The organism is Streptomyces sp. NPDC001816, from assembly GCF_042892235.1.
Taxonomy (GTDB): domain Bacteria; phylum Actinomycetota; class Actinomycetes; order Streptomycetales; family Streptomycetaceae; genus Streptomyces.
This window is the reverse complement of record NZ_JBIATY010000005.1, coordinates 28,342-45,258: the sequence shown is the minus strand read 5'-3', so window position 1 is coordinate 45,258 and position 16,917 is coordinate 28,342. Positions and strand designations below refer to the sequence as shown.

Annotated in this window: 13 protein-coding genes; 7 read left to right on the top strand and 6 right to left on the bottom strand. The window is 71.3% G+C overall.

The genetic code is table 11. The features are described from left to right. The first annotated feature begins 220 nt into the window (after positions 1–220). From ACFYZZ_RS19030 to ACFYZZ_RS19010, 5 genes are all read left to right on the top strand, one after another. On the top strand, positions 221–2,002 hold the full coding sequence (locus ACFYZZ_RS19030; protein ID WP_389176971.1) for a M4 family metallopeptidase: 1,782 nt from the start codon (positions 221–223) through the stop codon (positions 2,000–2,002). Between the two features lie 155 nt (positions 2,003–2,157). Continuing rightward, positions 2,158–3,345, top strand: coding sequence for an ROK family protein (locus ACFYZZ_RS19025; RefSeq protein WP_389176969.1), 1,188 nt, complete (start codon positions 2,158–2,160; stop codon positions 3,343–3,345). Positions 3,346–3,381: 36 nt separating this feature from the next. Continuing rightward, positions 3,382–5,184 carry an alpha-galactosidase D gene (locus ACFYZZ_RS19020; RefSeq protein ID WP_389176967.1) on the top strand — a complete coding sequence of 601 codons (1,803 nt, stop codon included), beginning with the start codon at positions 3,382–3,384 and terminating at the stop codon, positions 5,182–5,184. A gap of 12 nt (positions 5,185–5,196) precedes the next feature. Further along, the gene (locus tag ACFYZZ_RS19015) at positions 5,197–7,548 is read left to right on the top strand and encodes a glycoside hydrolase N-terminal domain-containing protein (RefSeq protein ID WP_389176965.1); all 2,352 of its coding nucleotides are present in this window, start codon (positions 5,197–5,199) and stop codon (positions 7,546–7,548) included. Continuing rightward, positions 7,545–8,765 carry an SGNH/GDSL hydrolase family protein gene (locus tag ACFYZZ_RS19010; protein WP_389176963.1) on the top strand — a complete coding sequence of 407 codons (1,221 nt, stop codon included), beginning with the start codon at positions 7,545–7,547 and terminating at the stop codon, positions 8,763–8,765. Before ACFYZZ_RS19015 ends, ACFYZZ_RS19010 begins: the two co-directional genes overlap by 4 nt. A 44-nt stretch (positions 8,766–8,809) precedes the next feature. Here the strand turns inward: ACFYZZ_RS19010 and ACFYZZ_RS19005 are convergent, their stop codons facing one another. The 3 genes from ACFYZZ_RS19005 to ACFYZZ_RS18995 are packed head-to-tail and all read right to left on the bottom strand — an operon-like array spanning position 8,810 to position 12,311. Continuing rightward, positions 8,810–9,160, bottom strand: a complete 351-nt coding sequence (locus ACFYZZ_RS19005) for a UBP-type zinc finger domain-containing protein (RefSeq protein ID WP_389176961.1) — start codon at positions 9,158–9,160, stop codon at positions 8,810–8,812. Continuing rightward, positions 9,157–10,638, bottom strand: a complete 1,482-nt coding sequence (locus tag ACFYZZ_RS19000; protein ID WP_389176959.1) for an ATP-binding protein — start codon at positions 10,636–10,638, stop codon at positions 9,157–9,159. Before ACFYZZ_RS19000 ends, ACFYZZ_RS19005 begins: the two co-directional genes overlap by 4 nt. Continuing rightward, on the bottom strand, positions 10,635–12,311 hold the full coding sequence (locus tag ACFYZZ_RS18995) for an FAD-dependent oxidoreductase (protein ID WP_389176957.1): 1,677 nt from the start codon (positions 12,309–12,311) through the stop codon (positions 10,635–10,637). The genes ACFYZZ_RS19000 and ACFYZZ_RS18995 overlap by 4 nt, the downstream gene beginning before the upstream one ends. Before the next feature lie 190 nt (positions 12,312–12,501). Between ACFYZZ_RS18995 and ACFYZZ_RS18990 the strand changes: the two genes are divergently transcribed. After that, positions 12,502–13,368, top strand: a complete 867-nt coding sequence (locus ACFYZZ_RS18990) for a universal stress protein (protein WP_389176956.1) — start codon at positions 12,502–12,504, stop codon at positions 13,366–13,368. Between the two features lie 28 nt (positions 13,369–13,396). On the opposite strand, the gene ACFYZZ_RS18985 is transcribed toward ACFYZZ_RS18990, so the two are convergent. The 3 genes from ACFYZZ_RS18985 to ACFYZZ_RS18975 all read right to left on the bottom strand — a co-directional run bounded on the left by ACFYZZ_RS18985 (position 13,397) and on the right by ACFYZZ_RS18975 (position 16,131). After that, positions 13,397–14,632: a DUF4032 domain-containing protein gene (locus ACFYZZ_RS18985; protein ID WP_389176954.1), complete on the bottom strand. Its 1,236-nt coding sequence runs from the start codon at positions 14,630–14,632 to the stop codon at positions 13,397–13,399. 31 nt (positions 14,633–14,663) lie between these two features. Beyond that, positions 14,664–15,410 (bottom strand): MBL fold metallo-hydrolase, encoded by a 747-nt coding sequence (locus ACFYZZ_RS18980; protein WP_389176952.1) that lies wholly within the window; start codon positions 15,408–15,410, stop codon positions 14,664–14,666. Positions 15,411–15,501: 91 nt separating this feature from the next. After that, positions 15,502–16,131, bottom strand: coding sequence for an alpha-ketoglutarate-dependent dioxygenase AlkB family protein (locus tag ACFYZZ_RS18975; RefSeq protein ID WP_389176950.1), 630 nt, complete (start codon positions 16,129–16,131; stop codon positions 15,502–15,504). A gap of 113 nt (positions 16,132–16,244) precedes the next feature. On the opposite strand from ACFYZZ_RS18975, the gene ACFYZZ_RS18970 reads away from it, so the two are divergent. After that, positions 16,245–16,871: a TetR/AcrR family transcriptional regulator gene (locus tag ACFYZZ_RS18970; RefSeq protein ID WP_389176948.1), complete on the top strand. Its 627-nt coding sequence runs from the start codon at positions 16,245–16,247 to the stop codon at positions 16,869–16,871. The last annotated feature ends 46 nt before the right edge of the window (positions 16,872–16,917 follow it).

The window sequence follows — 16,917 nt, the reverse complement described above, 5'->3', positions numbered from 1 at the left end:
CCGACACACAGTTGGCCGTATCGTGATCACCCTCGCGGCAGGCATTCGTAAAGGATTGTCATAGAAAACCGCGAAATGGATCATTCCGGCTTTACGCGCGCATGACTCATCCGTAAGGGTTACCCCTCGGAGCCCGACCAGCTCCCATGGTGCCCAACAGTGCCATGTCTCAAGGCAGTTGGTGATTCCTGCTGCCTCGAACGAAGGAACCCTGATCAGATTGCGTAGACCGCACATACGCAGCGTGGCGGTCGCCGTCGCGGTGACGACGGCTGCTACGGGCCTGGCCGGTACGGCCTTCGCGGGTCCCTCCACGGGGGTGGAGCGGTCCTCCGCCTCCGCCGCCTCGACGGCCACGCTGGTGGTGGAGGCGGCGCGCACCGCGGCCTTCGCCCACAACACGGCGACCGGCGTCTCGCAGGGCGACGAACTCCACGTCCAGGACGTGATGATCGACCCCGAGGGTGCGCGCCACGTCCGCTTCGTCCGCACTCACAACGGAATGCCCGTTCTCGGTGGCGACCTCATCGTCCACCTGAACCGGCAGCTGGGCTACGCGGGTGTCACCCGCGCGGCCGGCAAGTCCGTCAAGCCCGCCACCACCAAGGCCAAGCTGACCGCGGGTCAGGCCGCGGCGAAGGCAGCCCAGGTCGCCAAGGGCGACGCGGGTGACGCCGAGCTGGTCGTGGACGCCCGTGGCGGCGCCTCCGCCCTCGCCTACCAGGTGACCGTCACCGACAAGGGTGCCTCCAGCACCGTCGTCATCGACGCCGTCACCGGCAAGGTGCGCAGCAACACGCCCGACGCGGACCAGTTCCTGTCGCCGAAGCTGGTGGACACGCTGCGCAAGCGCGGCGAGACCATCGACCCGGCCACCGGCATCGGCTCCGACGCCTCCGCCGGTCTGCTCGGCTCGGGCGCCTCCGGCGCGACGAGCTACCCCTCGACCGCGCACGGCACCGGCAAGACCCTCTTCGTGGGCAACGTCGGTCTGACCACCACGGCGACCTCGCGCGGCCACTACCTGCTCAAGGACCCGACCCGGTACGGCACCGAGACCCGGGACGCCAAGAACAAGTACACGGAGAGCTTCGGCGCGGGCACGAAGTTCACCAGCACCACCAACGTGTGGGGCAACAACAAGACCAGCAGCCGTGCCAGCGCGGCCGCGGACGCCCAGTACGGCGTGACCAAGACCCTGGACTTCTACAAGAAGACCTTCAACCGCAAGGGCATCGCCAACAACAGCAAGGCCGCCCGCGCGATGGTCCACTGGGGCAACAAGGTCGCCAACGCGTTCTGGGACCCGACCTGCAACTGCATGCTGTACGGCGACGGCGACGGCACGATGTTCAAGAAGCCGCTCGTCGTCCTCGACGTCACCGGTCACGAGCTGACCCACGGCGTCGTGGAGGCCACGGCCAAGCTCGAGCCGACCTACGTCGACAACGACGGCAACCAGTACGGTGAGCCCGGCTCGCTGAACGAGTCCCTCGCGGACATCTTCGGTTCCAACGTGGAGTTCTACGCCAACAACACGAAGGACACGCCGGACTACCTGGTCGGCGAGAAGCTGGGCCTGGACCAGAAGTTCCTGCGCCGTCTCGACCACCCGTCGCTCGACAAGCTCGAGGGCACGATCGACTACTGGTCGCCGGACACGTACTACACCGAGGTGCACGCCGGTTCCGGTGTCTCCTCGCACGCCTACTACCTCCTCGCGGAGGGCAGCGGCAAGAAGACGATCAACGGCGTGAACTACAACTCGCCGACCTTCGACGGCTCCACGGTCAAGGGCATCGGCCGCACCAAGGCCACGGCCATCTTCTACCGTGCGCTGACCCGCTACATGGTCTCCACCACCGACTTCCACCAGGCGCGCGTCGCGACGCTGAAGGCGGCCAAGGACCTGTACGGCTCGACCAGCACCGAGTACAAGACGGTGAACAAGGCGTGGGCCGCGGTGAACGTCACCGCCGCCAACACGCCGGCCGCCCACTGACGGACGGCAGCAGCACACCAGCACCACCGGATGCCCCGCCTCGCGCGGGGCATCCGCATGTCCACAGCCGTGGGCCGGTGCCGGGCCAACTGCCCCCGCAACAACTGCTGTTTCTTTTATTGACAGCGGAAATTAATGACCATAGGTTCCCGGCCATGCGCCCGACCCCCGCCGCCGAGTCGTTCCCGGTCCACACGCCGGCCGCCTCGCAGGTCTTCACGACGGTCCTGTCCCACGGCCCGCTGACCCGCCTGGAGGCGGGCCGCCGCGCGGGGCTGTCCCCGGCCGCCGTCACCAAGGCCGTCCGTCCCCTGCTGGAGGCCGGCTATCTGGTGGAGGGCGCCGACGAGGAGGCCCGCCCCGCCCTCGGCCGGCCCGCCGGCCTGGTCCGGGTCAACGGCGAACGGGCCCTGTTCATCGGCGTCAAGGTGACCGGCGACGAGCTGATCGCCGTACTGACCGACCTGTGCTGCCGCATCCGCCTCGCCCGGCGCGTCGCCCTTCCGGGCCGGGCGACCCGCAAGGTGCTGGCCTCGATCGCGGACCTCGTCCAGGAACTCCTCGGCCACGCCGCCGAGTCGGGGGCCCCCGTCCGTGGGCTCGGCATCGCCGTCTCCGGCGACGTCGACCGTGCCGAGGGCGTGGTGCGCTATTCGCCCTTCCTGGCGTGGCGGGACGTACCCCTCGCCGAACTCGCCGGAATGACCAGCGGGTTGCCGGTCACGGTCGACAACGACGTGCGCGCGCTGACCGTCGCCGAGCAGTGGTTCGGCGCCGGAGCGGGCCTCAGCGACTTCGCCGTGGTCACCGTCGGCGCGGGCATCGGCTGCGGACTCGTCGTCCACGGACAGGTGGTCGCGGGCGCGCACGGCGTGGCGGGGGAGATCGGCCACATCGTCATCGACCCGGCGGGAGCGCCCTGCCACTGCGGCAACCGCGGCTGTGTCGAGGCGATCGCCGGGGACGCCGCCGTCGTCGCCCGCATCCGTGAGGTGACCGGCCGTCAAGTCACGGACAGTGCCGAGGCGGTGGCCCTCGCCCACCAGGGCTTTCCCGGGGCCCGCGAGGTCTACGCACGGGCCGGAGAGGCCATCGGCCGGGGCATCGCCACCGTGGCCAACCTGCTCGGACCCGAGCGCGTGATCATCTCCGGCGAGGGCCTGGCCGCCTACGACCTCTTCGCCGAGCAGATCCGTGAGGCGTTCACCGCGGCCGCCTTCGGCTCGGCCGCCCAGTGCGACGTTCAGACCCGCCCGCTCCCCTTCGAGGAGTGGGCGCGCGGCGCCGCGGCCGCCGCGATCCAGTCCTTCATCACCTCGACCCCCAGCAGCGGAAAGGGCTGAGCGCCCCGACCCTCACCCACCCAGGAGGTACGGCCCATGTGGTCACCCTCGTATTCCGTCCTGCCCGCACGCGGGCTCAGAGCGGCCGTCGTCCTCGCCCTCACCGCGGGTCTCGCCACCATCGCACCGGCCGCCGCGCACGCCGACACCCGGCCGGCCCCGGCCGCCAGGCCCTACATGGGCTGGTCCAGTTGGAGCATGCAGTCGTCCAAGTACCCTGGTCTCAACCCGGACGGCGACTACAGCTACCTCACCGAGGCGAACGTCCTGAAGCAGACCGACGCCCTCGCCGCCAAGCTGAAGAAGTACGGCTACACCTACGTCAACATCGACGCCGGCTGGTGGCGGGACAAGACCTGGAAGCCCGAGTTCGACCAGTACGCCCGCCAGACGCCCGACCCGGGCCGCTTCCCGCACGGCATGAAGGCGGTCGCCGACCATATCCACGCCAAGGGCCTCAAGGCCGGCATCTACCTGCCGGTCGGCCTGGAGAAGGAGGCGTACGGCGACGGCAAGGTGCCGATATGGCACACCGACGGCTGCACCACCGCCGACATCGTCCACGGCGACCTGCGCACCACCAACGGCTGGGACAGCGCCTACAAGCTGGACTTCGCCAAGCCCTGCACCCAGAAGTACGTCGACTCCCAGGCCCAGGCGCTCGCCGACTGGGGTTATGACTTCCTCAAGCTCGACGGCGTCGGCCCCGGTTCCTTCAAGAGCGGCGACAACTACGACAACGTTGCCGACGTGGCCGCCTGGCAGAAGGCCATAGCCGCCACCGGCCGGCCCGTCCATCTGGAGATCTCCTGGTCCCTGGACATCGGGCACGCCGCCGACTGGAAGAAGTACTCGGGCGGCTGGCGCGTCGACACCGACGTCGAGTGCTACTGCAACACCCTCGTCAGCTGGGAGAACTCCGTCGACGACCGCTTCGACGACACCCCCGGCTGGACCCGGCACGCCGGACCCGGCGGCTGGAACGACCTCGACTCCCTCGACGTCGGCAACGGCGCCATGGACGGCCTGACCAAGGCCGAACGGCAGACCTACGCCACCCTGTGGGCCGTCGCCAAGTCCCCGCTCTACACCGGCGACGACCTGACCACGCTCGACAGTTACGGCCTCTCCCTGCTGACCAACAAGGAGGTCATCGCCGTCGACCAGGGCGACACACCGCCCGCCCGGCCGGTCACACCCTCCGACCCGCAGCAGGTGTGGGCCGCGAAGAACCCCGACGGCAGTTACACCCTCGCCCTGTTCAACCTCGCCGGCTCGCCGGCCGCCGTCACCGCCGACTGGTCCTCCCTCGGTTTCACCGGCAAGGCGGGTGTGCGGGACCTGTGGAACCACGAGAACCTGGGCACGTACAAGAACAAGATCACCGAGGCCCTGCCCGCCCACGGCTCCCGCCTGTTCACCGTCTCCCCGCACGGCAGCACCCTGCACACCACCGGCTACGAGGCCGAGTCCGCGGGCAACATCCTCAGCGGCAACGCGTCGGTCGCCGACTGCTCCGCCTGCTCCGGTGGCAAGAAGGTCGGCAACCTGTACCTCGGCGGCAAGCTCCGCTTCGACAACGTCGTCGTCGACAAGCCCGGCACCTACCTGATCAAGGTCGCCTACGTCAGCGGCGACGCCCGCCCGGTGAACATGTCCGCCGGCTCGGGCGGCGCCACCCGCCACAAGTTCCCCTCCACCGGCGACTGGGGCAGCGTCGAGACGGTGAGCGTGCCCGTCACCCTGAAGGGGGGCGCCAACACCCTCACCTTCGACAGCGGTTCGGACTACGCGCCCGACATCGACCGCATCGACGTCCCCGCCTCCCCCCGCCTGTGATCGGAGCCCGCCATGGAGAATCCGACCAGCAGACGCGGCTTCCTCGCCCTCGCCGCGGCCACCGGAGCCCTCACCTCACTGCCCTCCTTCACCGCGACCGCCGCCCCGCAGCGGCCCTCCGCGACTCCCGCGCCCGACCCCCGTCACCAGCTGTGGTGGCGGGCCCCCGCCGACGAGCACTCGCTGATCGAGCAGGGACTGCCCGTCGGCAACGGCCGGCTGGGTGCCCTCGCCACCAACGATCCCGGCCGGGACGTCCTGCTCGTCACCGACGCCACCCTGTGGACCGGCGGGCTCAACGACACCCTCGACTCCGACGGTCAGTTCCCCTACGGCCGCGACGACTTCGGCTCGCTCACCCTGCTCGCCCGCCTGACCGTCGACGTCCCGGACCACGACCTCGGCGCCGTCACCGGCTACCGCCGCACCCTCGACCTCGCCCAGGGCGTGGTGACGACGTCGTACGTCCGCTCCGGAGTGACGTACCAGAGGCAGCTGTTCGTGAGCCGCCCCGACGACGTGGTGGTCCTGCACCTCACGCAGAAGGGCGGCGGCCGCTACACCGGCACGGTGACCCTCGAGGGCACGCACGGCGAGAAGTCGTCGAGCGCCACGTCCTTCGTCGGCTCCTTCCGCAACGGACTGCGGTACGCGGCCGCGGTCACCGCGTACGGCAGCGGCGGCACCGTCCGTGTCGACGGCACCCGCGTGACCTTCTCCGGGTGCACGGACCTGACCGTGGTGCTGAGCGGCGGCACCAACTACGCGCCCGACGCCGCCGCCCACTACCGCGACCCCTCCCTCGACCCCGAGGCCCTCGCCCGCACCAAGGTCCACGCGGCCGCCGGCCACCCGGCGGACACGCTGCTGCGCACCCACGTCGCCGACCACCAGGCGCTGTACGGGCGGTTCGACATCCGGCTCGGCACCTCGTCGGACCGGCAGCGCGCCCTGGACACCTGGGAGCGGATCAACGCCCGCGCCCTGGACGACACGCCGGACCCCGAACTGGAGGCTGCCTACCTGCAGTTCGGCCGCTACCTGATGATCTCCGGCTCCCGCGGCAGCCTGCCGATGGGTCTGCAGGGACTGTGGCTGGACGGCAACGACCCGGACTGGATGGGCGACTACCACACCGACATCAACATCCAGATGAACTACTGGATGGCCGACCGGGCGGGCCTTGCGCCCTGCTTCGACGCGTTCACCGACTACTGCGTGGCCCAGCTCCCCTCCTGGACCGACCTCACCAGGAGGCTTTTCAACGACTCCCGCAACCGCTACCGCAACTCCAGCGGCAGGAACGCCGGCTGGACGGTCGCCATCTCCACCAACCCGTACGGCGGAGGCGGCTGGTGGTGGCATCCGGCGGGCAACGCCTGGCTCTGCAACTCCCTCTGGGAGCACTACGAGTTCACGGCATCGCGCGCCCATCTGAAGAAGATCTACCCGCTCCTCAAGGGCGCCTGCCAGTTCTGGGAGGCACGGCTGCTCACCCACACCCTGCCGGACACCGGCCGGGAGGTCCTCATCGCCGACAGCGACTGGTCACCGGAACAGGGCCCGCTCGACGCCCAGGGCATCACCTACGCCCAGGAACTCGTCCTGGCGCTCTTCGGCAACTTCCGCACCGCCGCGGCCGAGCTGGGCCGGGACGCCGAGTACGCCCGTACCGTCGGCGCACTCCGCGACCGCCTCTACCTCCCGGTCGTCAGCCCGAAGACGGGCTGGCTCCAGGAGTGGATGTCCCCCGACAACCTCGGCGAGACCACCCACCGGCACCTGTCCCCGCTCATCGGCCTCTTCCCCGGCGACCGCATCCGCCCCGACGGCTCCACCCCCGCCGACATCGTTGCCGGCGCCACCGCCCTGCTCACCGCCCGCGGCATGGACAGCTTCGGCTGGGCCAACGCCTGGCGCGCGCTGTGCTGGGCCCGGCTGAAGAACCCCGGCAAGGCCTACCAGCTGATCGTCAACAACCTCCGCCCGTCCACCGGCGGCGGCAACGGCACCGCTCCCAACCTCTTCGACATCTACCAGGTCGAGCAGGGCCGGGGCATCTTCCAGATCGACGCCAACTTCGGCACCCCGGCCGCCGCGCTGGAGATGCTGTTGTACTCCCGCCCCGGGCACCTGGAACTCCTGCCCGCCCTGCCGGACGCCTGGGCCGCCTCCGGCTCGCTGACCGGCGCCGGGGCCCGCGGCGGCTTCGTCGTCGACCTGCGCTGGCGGGACGGGAAACCCACCGAGGTGCGGATCCGCAGCATCGGCGGCACCATGACCTCCGTGGGATACGCAGGCACGTCCCGGACGGTCCGCCTCAAGCCCGGCGAGTCCGTCACGTTGAAGGACTTCGCACGGTGACCGGCCGGTTCGGGCGCGTCTGCCGGATCGCCGCCGTCCTGCTGGTGGCCGTCGCCTGCCAGTCCGTACCGGCCAGGGCCTCCGGCCCGCCGGCCGAGGCCACCACCCGGGGCTCCGGAGTGGTCACCTGGGCGGCTGGCGCCGACCGGCTGGGCGAGGGCACGGCCGACAGCGCATACCGGCTGGTCGTGCACACCAGCGTCGGCGGCAGCGACCTGCGCGTCCGCCTGTCCAACGCCTTCGGTGACCGCCCGCTGACCCTGGACAGCGTCTACGCCGGGCTGCAGAGCGAGGGCGCCGCACTCCGGCCGGGCAGCAATCGGCGGCTGACCTTCGGCGGCGCCCGCACGGTCACCGTCCCGGCCGGTGCCGTCGCGTGGAGCGACCCGCTGCCCGGAAAGGTTCCCGCCGCCGTCAACCTGGTCGTCAGCCTGCACAGCCCGGAGGCGGCGGGTCCGGCCACCGGCCACGGCATGGCGATGCAGACGTCGTACGTCGCCCAGGGCGACCACACCGCCGAGGCCGGCGCGGCCAACTGGACCGGGACGACCGGATCCTGGTGGTACCTCGACGCCGTCTCCGTACGCCCGCAGAACGCCGCCACCGGTGCCGTGGCGGTGCTCGGCGACTCCATCACCGACGGCTGGCAGTCCACCACCGACCTCAACCGGCGCTGGCCCGACTACCTGGCCCGGCGCCTGAGCGGGGCCGGTACGGCCGTCCAGGGCGTGGCCGACGAGGGCGTGGCCGGCAACAAGGTGCTCGCGGACGGCAATGGGCAGAGCGCACTCCACCGGCTGGACCGGGACGTCCTCGCCCTGCCCGGCGTGCGCACCGTCTTCCTCTTCGAGGGGGTGAACGACCTCAAGGCCCACACCGGCGTCACCGCGGCCGACCTCATCGCCGGATACCGGGAGATCGCCCGGCGGGCGCACGCGGCCGGGAAGTGCGTGGTGGGCGCGACCGTCGGCCCGTTCGAGGGCTGGTCCGAATGGGACCCGGCCGCCGAGGCCGTACGCGACGACGTCAACCGGTTCATCCGCACCAGCGGGGAGTTCGACGCGGTCACCGACTTCGACCGCACCCTGCGCAGCCCCTACGTCCGCGAACGGATCCTGCCCTTCTTCGACAACGGCGACCATCTGCACCCCAACGACAAGGGCATGCAGGCCCTGGCCGACTCCGTCGACCTGGGCAGCCTCGACTGCACCCGCTGACAGCCGGGGCCGGCCGGATCACTCCGACCCGGCCGGCCGCCGGTTCAGCGCAGCGTCTCGGCCCAGTTGGCCGGCACCCGGCCCGCCGGTCCGGGCGTCGGCTGGTCGGCCGGATGACTGACCGGGGGCGCGAGTTCGGGACCGGACTCGTACAGCTCGTTCTTGTCGTAGTTCCAGAACCAGCCCTCGCCCGGCTCGAAGCTGCGGATCACCGGATGCCCGGTCTCCCGGTAGTGGCCGGTGGCGTGCTTGGCGGGTGAGTCGTCGCAGCAGCCGATGTGCCCGCAGGTCGCGCACCGGCGCAGGTGGAACCACCAGCCGCCGGCCTCGTCGCACTCCACGCACCCGGTGCCGCTCGGCGGTGCGCTCGGGTCTATCGCGGCCTCGTCGCTCATACTGCCTCCTCGGAGGTGGTCGTCAGGGCGGACGTCTCGCCGTCCGGCGTCTCGGCGGTCAGCGGCAGCAGCACCTGGAAACGGGTGTCGCCGGGCACCGACTCGACCTGCAGGGTGCCGTGGTGCTTGTTCACGACGATCCGCCAGGAGATGTCGAGGCCGAGACCGGTGCCCTGACCGACCGGCTTGGTCGTGAAGAACGGGTCGAAGATACGGCTCTTGATCTCCGGCGGGATTCCCGGTCCGGTGTCCCGGAACTCCACCAGGAACCGCTCGTGGTCCAGCGCGGTCCGCACGGTCAACGTGCCTTCCCCGCCCGCGCCGTTGATGGCGCACACCGCGTTGTCTATGAGGTTCGTCCACACCTGGTTCAGCTCCGCCGGATAGCCGGGGACCGGCGGGAGCGTACGGTCGTACTCCTTGACCACCTGGATGCGCGAGCCGATCTTTCCCGACAGCATCAGCAGCGTGCTGTCGAGGAGTTCATGCACGTCCACCACCCGGTAGGGCGCCCGGTCCAGCTGCGAGTACTGCTTGGCCGCGTCGACCAGATGCGAGATACGCGTGGTGGAGTCCTCGATCTCGGTCATCAACAGCTCGGTCTCGATGGTGTAGTTGAGCCAGCCGATCGCCCCGGGCAGGATCTCCTCGTCCACGGCCGCCGCGACCTGCTCCAGCCAGTCGATGTCGAGCCCGGCCTGCACGAAGGTCGGCGCCAGCTGCCAGCCGTAGTCGAGGCCGTGGTCCTCCAGCCACTCCGTGAGCATGTCCTCCCGGTCGGCGGCCTCCAGCGGGCTGAGCGCCGGAGCCTTGGCGACCCGCTCGGCGGTGCGCTCCTGGATCTCGATCAGGCCCGCCAACGCGTCCCGGGAGAACGGGCCTTCGGCGATGACCGCGAGCTTGTGCCGCATCTTCGCGACCCGCTCCCGCAGGGTCGACGTGGCCCGGACGGCCGCCGCTGCCGGGTTGTTCAGCTCGTGCGTGAGACCGGCCGACAGCGAGCCGAGCGCCAGCAGCCGCTCCCGCTGCCCGACGGTGGCCTGGAGGTTCTTCGAACCGAAGAAGAGACCCTCCAGCAGGTGCACGGCCATCGGGAACCACTCGCTCACGATGGCCGCGAAGGTGTCCGCCGGCAGCACGAAGAACCGCGTCGGCTCCGTCACCCGCATCGAGTTGTTGTACACCTGCCGCACCCGGTCACCCAGGTACGCCTGCATGGCACCCGCGTACACCCCGCGCTGCGAGGTGCGGGTGACCTCCACGTCGTCGCCGCCGACACGCCGCGAGAGCACGACCGTGCCCTCGATCATCACGAAGAAGCAGGTGGCGAGGTCCCCCTCGGTGTACACCGGGCCCGGCTGGAACAGCTCCACCCGGCCCTCGCTGCACAGCCGGCCCAACTGCTCCGGCGTCAGCTTCTCGAAGAGGAACAGGGAGCCGATCTCCCTCGGGCTGCACGGCATCACCTGCCCGCTCATGACTGCTCCAGATACCGGTGGACGAGCATCACGGCCATGGCTCCCTCTCCGACGGCGGACGCGACACGCTTGGCGGACTCGGCGCGTGCGTCGCCCGCCACGAACACGCCGGGAATACTGGTCTCCAGGTGGTACGGCGGCCGGTCCAGCTCCCAGCCGGCCGGCGGCCGTCCGTCGGCGGTCAGATCGGGCCCGGCGAGGATGAAACCGCGCTCGTCGCGCAGCACCGTGTCGCCCAGCCAGTCGGTCAGCGGAGCCGCGCCGATGAACACGAACATCCACTGGGCGTCGACCTGTTCGCTCTCACCGCTCGCCACATGGCGCAGCGTCAGCCGCTCCAGGCGGTCCGAGCCGTGCGCGGCGTCGACCACCGTGTGACTGCGCACCGAGATGTTCGGGGCCTCGTTGATCTGCTGGATCAGGTAGTACGACATCGACGCCGACAGGTCGGGGCCGCGCACCAGCAGCGTCACCGACTTGGCGAACCTGGACAGGTACATCGCCGCCTGGCCCGCCGAGTTGGCGCCGCCGACGATGTACACGTCGTGTCCCTGGCAGGCGGCCGCCTCGGTCAGCGCGGAGCCGTAGAACACCCCGCAGCCGGTCAGGTCGATGCAGCCCTGAGCCTCCAGCTGCCGGTACTGCACGCCGGTCGCCAGGATGATGCTGTGCGCCGCGATCGCCGAGCCGTCCGCGAACCGTACGATCCGGGCCGCGCCGTTGACCTCCAGACCCGTCACCTCGCGCGCGGTCAGGATCTCGGCTCCGAACTTGGCCGCCTGCCGCCGCGCCCGGTCGGTGAGCTGGGCTCCGGAGACGCCGTCCGGGAAGCCGAGGTAGTTCTCGATCCGGGAGCTCTGCCCGGCCTGCCCGCCGGTCGCCGACCGCTCCACCAGCACGGTCCTGAGCCCCTCCGAGGCGCCGTACACGGCAGCGCCGAGCCCGGCCGGACCGCCGCCGATGACCACGAGGTCGTAGAAGTCGGCCGTGGGCGTCGTCGCCAGGCCCACCTGTGCGGCCAGCTCCGGCGCCTCGGGCTCGACCAGCACCGAGCCGTCCGGGGTGATCACCAGCGGCAGCCGCTGCCCGTCCTGCCCGGCCGCCGCCAGCAGCCGCTGCCCCTCCGGCTCCTCCACCGAGTACCAGCGGTACGGCACCTGGTTGCGGGCCAGGAACTCACGCACGTCCGACGACCGCGCCGACCACCGGTGCCCCACGACCTTGGTGGTGGCCACGGACCGGTAGTCGCTGTGGCGCCACGCCTCCAGCAGGTCGTCCAGCACCGGATAGAGCTTCTCCTCCGGCGGGTCCCACGGCTTGAGCAGATAGTGATCGAGATCGACGACGTTGATCGCGTCGATCGCCGCGTTGGTGTCCGCGTACGCCGTGAGCAGCACGCGCCGCGCCCCCGGATACACGTCCAGGGCCTGTTCCAGGAACTCGATGCCGTTCATCTGCGGCATCCGGTAGTCGGCGAGGATCACGGCCACCAGGTCGCCGCGCAGCTTCAGCTCCCGCAGCGCCTCCAGGGCGGACTCGCCCGACTCGGCGCGCACGATCCGGTAGGACTCGCCGTAGCGCCGCCTGAGGTCACGGGCGACGGCTCGGGAGACCCCCGGGTCGTCGTCCACGGTCAGGATGACGGTCCGCGCTGCGTCGGCGGCCTGTGCCATACGTCTCCCACCCCGAGCGATCGGTTCCACGGGACGGTGTTGCTGGGCCCACCGCACCGGTTCCCGCCCATCGTATGTTCGATCGCCCCGGTTCGCTCCGGGGTACGGCCCCGGGGGGCGGCCACCAGCGGCGGGACCGCCAAGTGGTGAAGACTGGCCCCACGGACACGGAAGGCTGGGAGGCCCGCGCATGACACGCCCGATCACGGCAGGGGTGGACGGTACGGAGGAGAGCCTGGCCGCGCTGGACTGGGCGGGCCGGGAGGCCGTACGCCGGGGGCTGCCCCTGCGCGTGGTGCACGCCTGGCGCTTCCACGAGGGCCTGCACGCGGCGGACCGGGACACCCAGCACGGCTGGGTGTCGGACGGTGTGTCGGACGCCCTGCGCGCCTTCTCCGCGCGCCATCCGGAGCTGCGGATGAGCGTCGACGTGGTCGAGGCCGGGGCGGTCGAGGCGCTGGTCGCCGCCGCGGCGGAGGCCGAGATGCTGGTGCTCGGCTCGCGCGGGCACGGCACGGTGGTCGGGTTCCTGCTGGGCTCCGTCGGCCAGCAGGTCATAGCCGGGACGAACCGGCCCGTGGTCCTGGTGCGCGCCGGGAACGAGCCGGCGGCGGAGGCGGCCGGACGGGACGTCGTGGTCGGCCAGCAGGGCGGTCCGGAGGACAGCGCGGCCGCGCTGCGGTTCGCGTTCGAGACGGCGGCCGCCCGCGGCGCCACCGTCCGGGCCGTCCGGGCCTGGACGCTGCCGCCGGTCTTCGCCTACAGCCCCGGTTCGCTGAAGCTCCTGGACGACGTCGGCGGGCTCGAACCGTACGAGCGCAAGGCCCTGAGCGAGGCGCTCCAGCCGTGGCGCGAGCGCTTCCCGCAGGTGCGCGTGGCCGAGCACATCGAGATGGGCAGCGCGGGGCAGGTGCTGCTCTCGGTGGCCGGCGGGGCCCAGCTGATGGTCGTCGGCCGGCGTGCGCACCGCACGGCGGTGGGCGCCCGCATCGGCTCGGTCGCCCACGGCGTGCTGCACCACGCCGAGTGCCCGGTCGCCGTGGTCCCGAACGAGTGACCCGGCACGAGGACGCGGTACGCGTGATCTAGTCGGGGGTCGTCGGCTCCAGGGTCCCGCGGGCCTTCGGCAGAACGTTCGCGATGTAGTCCTCGACCGCGGTGTCGAGGCCTATGTCGTGCTGCGCCTGCTCGGACAGGTACCAGCGGTGTTCGAGCAGCTCGTGGTAGATCTCGGCCGGGTCCATGGTGCCGCGCAGCTCCAGCGGGACGGCACGGACGGTGGGCCGGAACACGTCGCGCACCCAGCGGTGGGCCAGTACCTCCGGGCGGGCGGCGAGGGGGTCGCCGGGCGCGTAGTCGTCCTGGGTGGCCATCCAGCTCTCCAGGTCGCCCAGCAGCCGCCGGGCCTGGTTCTCCTCGGTGTCGAGGCCGGTCAGTCGCAGCAGCTGGCGCTGGTGGTGGCCGGCGTCGACGACCTTGGGCACGAAGGTGACCGTGTCGCCGTTCGAGGAGTGCTCGATCTGCATCTCGGCCACGTCGAAGCCGAGGTCGTTCAGGCGGCGTATCCGGCGCTCCATGTAGTGGTACTTGCCCGCCGGGTACACCGAGGTGCGGGTCAGCTCCTGCCACAGGCCGCCGTAGCGGGTGCAGATCTCGTGGCCGAAATCGACGGGGTCGACGGACGGGTGCAGCGCGCCCGACGCCTCCAGGTCCAGCAGCTCGCCGCTGATGTTCACCCGGGCCAGGTCGAGGTCGTACTCCCGCTGCCCGGGGCTGAGCCGGGGGTGCAGGTCGCCGGTCTCGGCGTCCACCAGGTACGCGGCGTAGGCGCCCGCGTCGCGGCGGAACAGCGTGTTGGACAGCGAGCAGTCGCCCCAGGCGAACCCGGCCAGGTGCAGCCGCACCAGCAGCACGGCGAGTGCGTCCATCAGGCGGTGCATGGTCGCCGGGCGCATGGTCGTCTCGAACATCGAGCGGTACGGCAGCGAGCCGCGCAGATGCCGGGTCACCAGCACCGGCTCCAGCGGGGCGCCCGCGCGGTCCGTGCGGCCGGTGATCACCGCGAGGGGGTCGACCGCGGGGATGCCCAGCCGGTCCAGGTCGCGCAGCAGCTCGTACTCGCGCAGGGCGGGCCGCTCGGCCAGCTCCTTGACCGCGATCACCTCGTCGCCGGCGTGGGCGTAGCGCACGACGTGCCGGGAGATGCCCCTGGGGAGCGGCACGAGGTACTCCTCGGGCCACTCCTCCAGGGGCACGTCCCAGGGGAGTTCGAGCAGGAGCGCGGGGTGCTCCGGGTTCGTGGCGCTGATCTGCAAGGCCATGGGACGAACCCTAAGGCCCCACCGGGCATCCTCAGGAGGCGCGTTCCCTGGCCTGTTCGGCGGCGGCCCGCACGGAGCCCCGGTGGACCGGGCCGTGCCCGGGCAGCAGGGTGTCGCCGTCCAGCGCCGCGATCAGGTCCAGCGAGGCCACGGCCCGGGAGCGTTCGTGCTGGAAGAAGCCGTGCAGCATCTGGGGGCCCTTGAGCCGCGAGGTCGCGTGGCCGGTGGCCAGGGCGTCGCCGGAGATGACGATGCCGGCGTCGGGCAGGTGGTACACGCAGTGGCCGTCCGTGTGGCCGGGGGTGTGTACGGGGACGGGCCGGCCCGGCAGGTCGAGCGCGCCCTCGGCCGGGAACGGCTCGGGCGCGGTGACCGGGTTGTGCTCGATCCCGCCCACCCGGATCACGTGCACCGCCCATGGCACCACACCGGGCCGCCAGGCGTTGCGCACGACGTCGCCGATCGTGGCCTGCTGGAGGAACTCCCTGCGCGCGTGCGGGACTTCTGCCGGGTGCAGGTAGACCGGGGTGCCGTAGTTGCTGCGCAGGTACTCGGCGGAGCCCACGTGGTCGTTGTGCGCGTGGGTGATCAGGACGGCGGCGACCGCCTCGGGTGAACTGCCCACCACGGCGAGGGATTCGAGGACGCCCTGCCGGTCCCCGGGGTACCCGGTGTCCACCAGCGTGACGGCGTCGCCGTCCTTGAGGATCACCCAGTTGGTGTTGTGGCCGTGCACCAGGTAGGTGCCGTCGGCGACTTGGCGTACGTCTGCCTGCATGATCTCCCCGAGGCCCTGAGCGACCGGTCGTCGGGGACAGCCAACCAGATGGCGCACCGTCCTGCGCAAGAGGGCGGCCGTCACAGGCCGGTCACTGCACCCCGTGCGGCCGGAACTGGATGCTGATGCGCGGTCCTGTCGCGCGGGCGGTCTTGGGGACGCAGTGTTCCCAGGTGCGCTGGCAGGAGCCGCCCATCACGATGAGGTCGCCGTGCCCGAGCGGCCGCCGGACCGTCGTGCCGCCGCCTCCGGCCGGCCGCAGCAGCAGGTCCCGGGGCGCGCCGACGGAGAGGATCGCGACCATCGTGTCCTGCCGGGCGCCCCGCCCGATCCGGTCGCCGTGCCAGGCCACGCTGTCCCGTCCGTCGCGGTAGAAGCACAGCCCGGCGGTGGTGAACGGCTCGCCCAGCTCCTCCGCGTAGTGCACGGACAGGGCCGTGCGGGCCTCGTCCAGGACGGGGTGGGGCAGCGGGTCCTGCGCCGCGTAGAAGGCCAGCAGACGCGGTACGGCCACCACGTTGTCGTACATCTTGCGGCGCTCCGCCCGCCACGGGACCTCGGCCGCCAGCTGTTCGAACAGGGCGTCGGCGCCGCTCAGCCAGCCCGGCAGCACGTCGATCCAGGCGCCCCGGCCCAGCTCGGTCCGGTGCAGCCCGTCGAGCGGGCCGAGCCGCAGCTCGTCGGTCTGGTCGAACAGGGACCCCTGGAGTTGCGTGGACATGGATCCAGCGTACCCCTGAATCGAAAATACGTTCCCATCGTGGAGAGTCTTTCGATACATCGATGTATCGGATACATTTCTGTATCGAACGCAGGGCGACGGAGGTCTCGACGATGACGGCGCAGGACACGGCCCGGCGGGTCACCAAGCGGCGGGCGCGGACGCGGGCGAACCTGCTCGACGCCGCCTTCGCGGTGTTCGCCGCCAAGGGCTTCGGCCGCGTCTCCATCGAGGAGGTCTGCGAGGCCGCCGGCTACAGCCGGGGCGCCTTCTACTCCAACTTCGCCACCTTGGACGAGCTGTTCTTTGCCCTCTACCAGGAGCGCGCCGACCTCATCGCCGCCCAGGTGGCCGACGCCCTCGCCCAGGACGGACCCGACCTCGACGTGCCCGCCTCCGTGGACCGGGTCACCGAGGTCCTGCTGCTCGACGTGGACTGGCTGCTGGTGAAGACCGACTTCCTGGTGCACGCGGCCCGCGACCCGGCCGTCGCACAAGCCCTCCTCGACCACCGCACCCGGCTCCGGGAGGCCATCGCCGACCGGCTCTTCCGGGCCCGCGGCCACACCGAACTGCCCGCCGTGCTCGGCGATGCCGACGGCGCCGCCCGCGCGGTGGTCGCGGCCTACGACGGCGTCACCACCCAGCTGCTGCTGGACAAGGACGTCGACGCGGCCCGCACCTGGCTGGGGCAACTGCTCACCGCCCTGCTGACCGACGGAAGCGGCACCCCGGCATGAGCCGCAGACGGAAGTAGACGCAAGCACAAGCAAGCGGAAGCAAGCG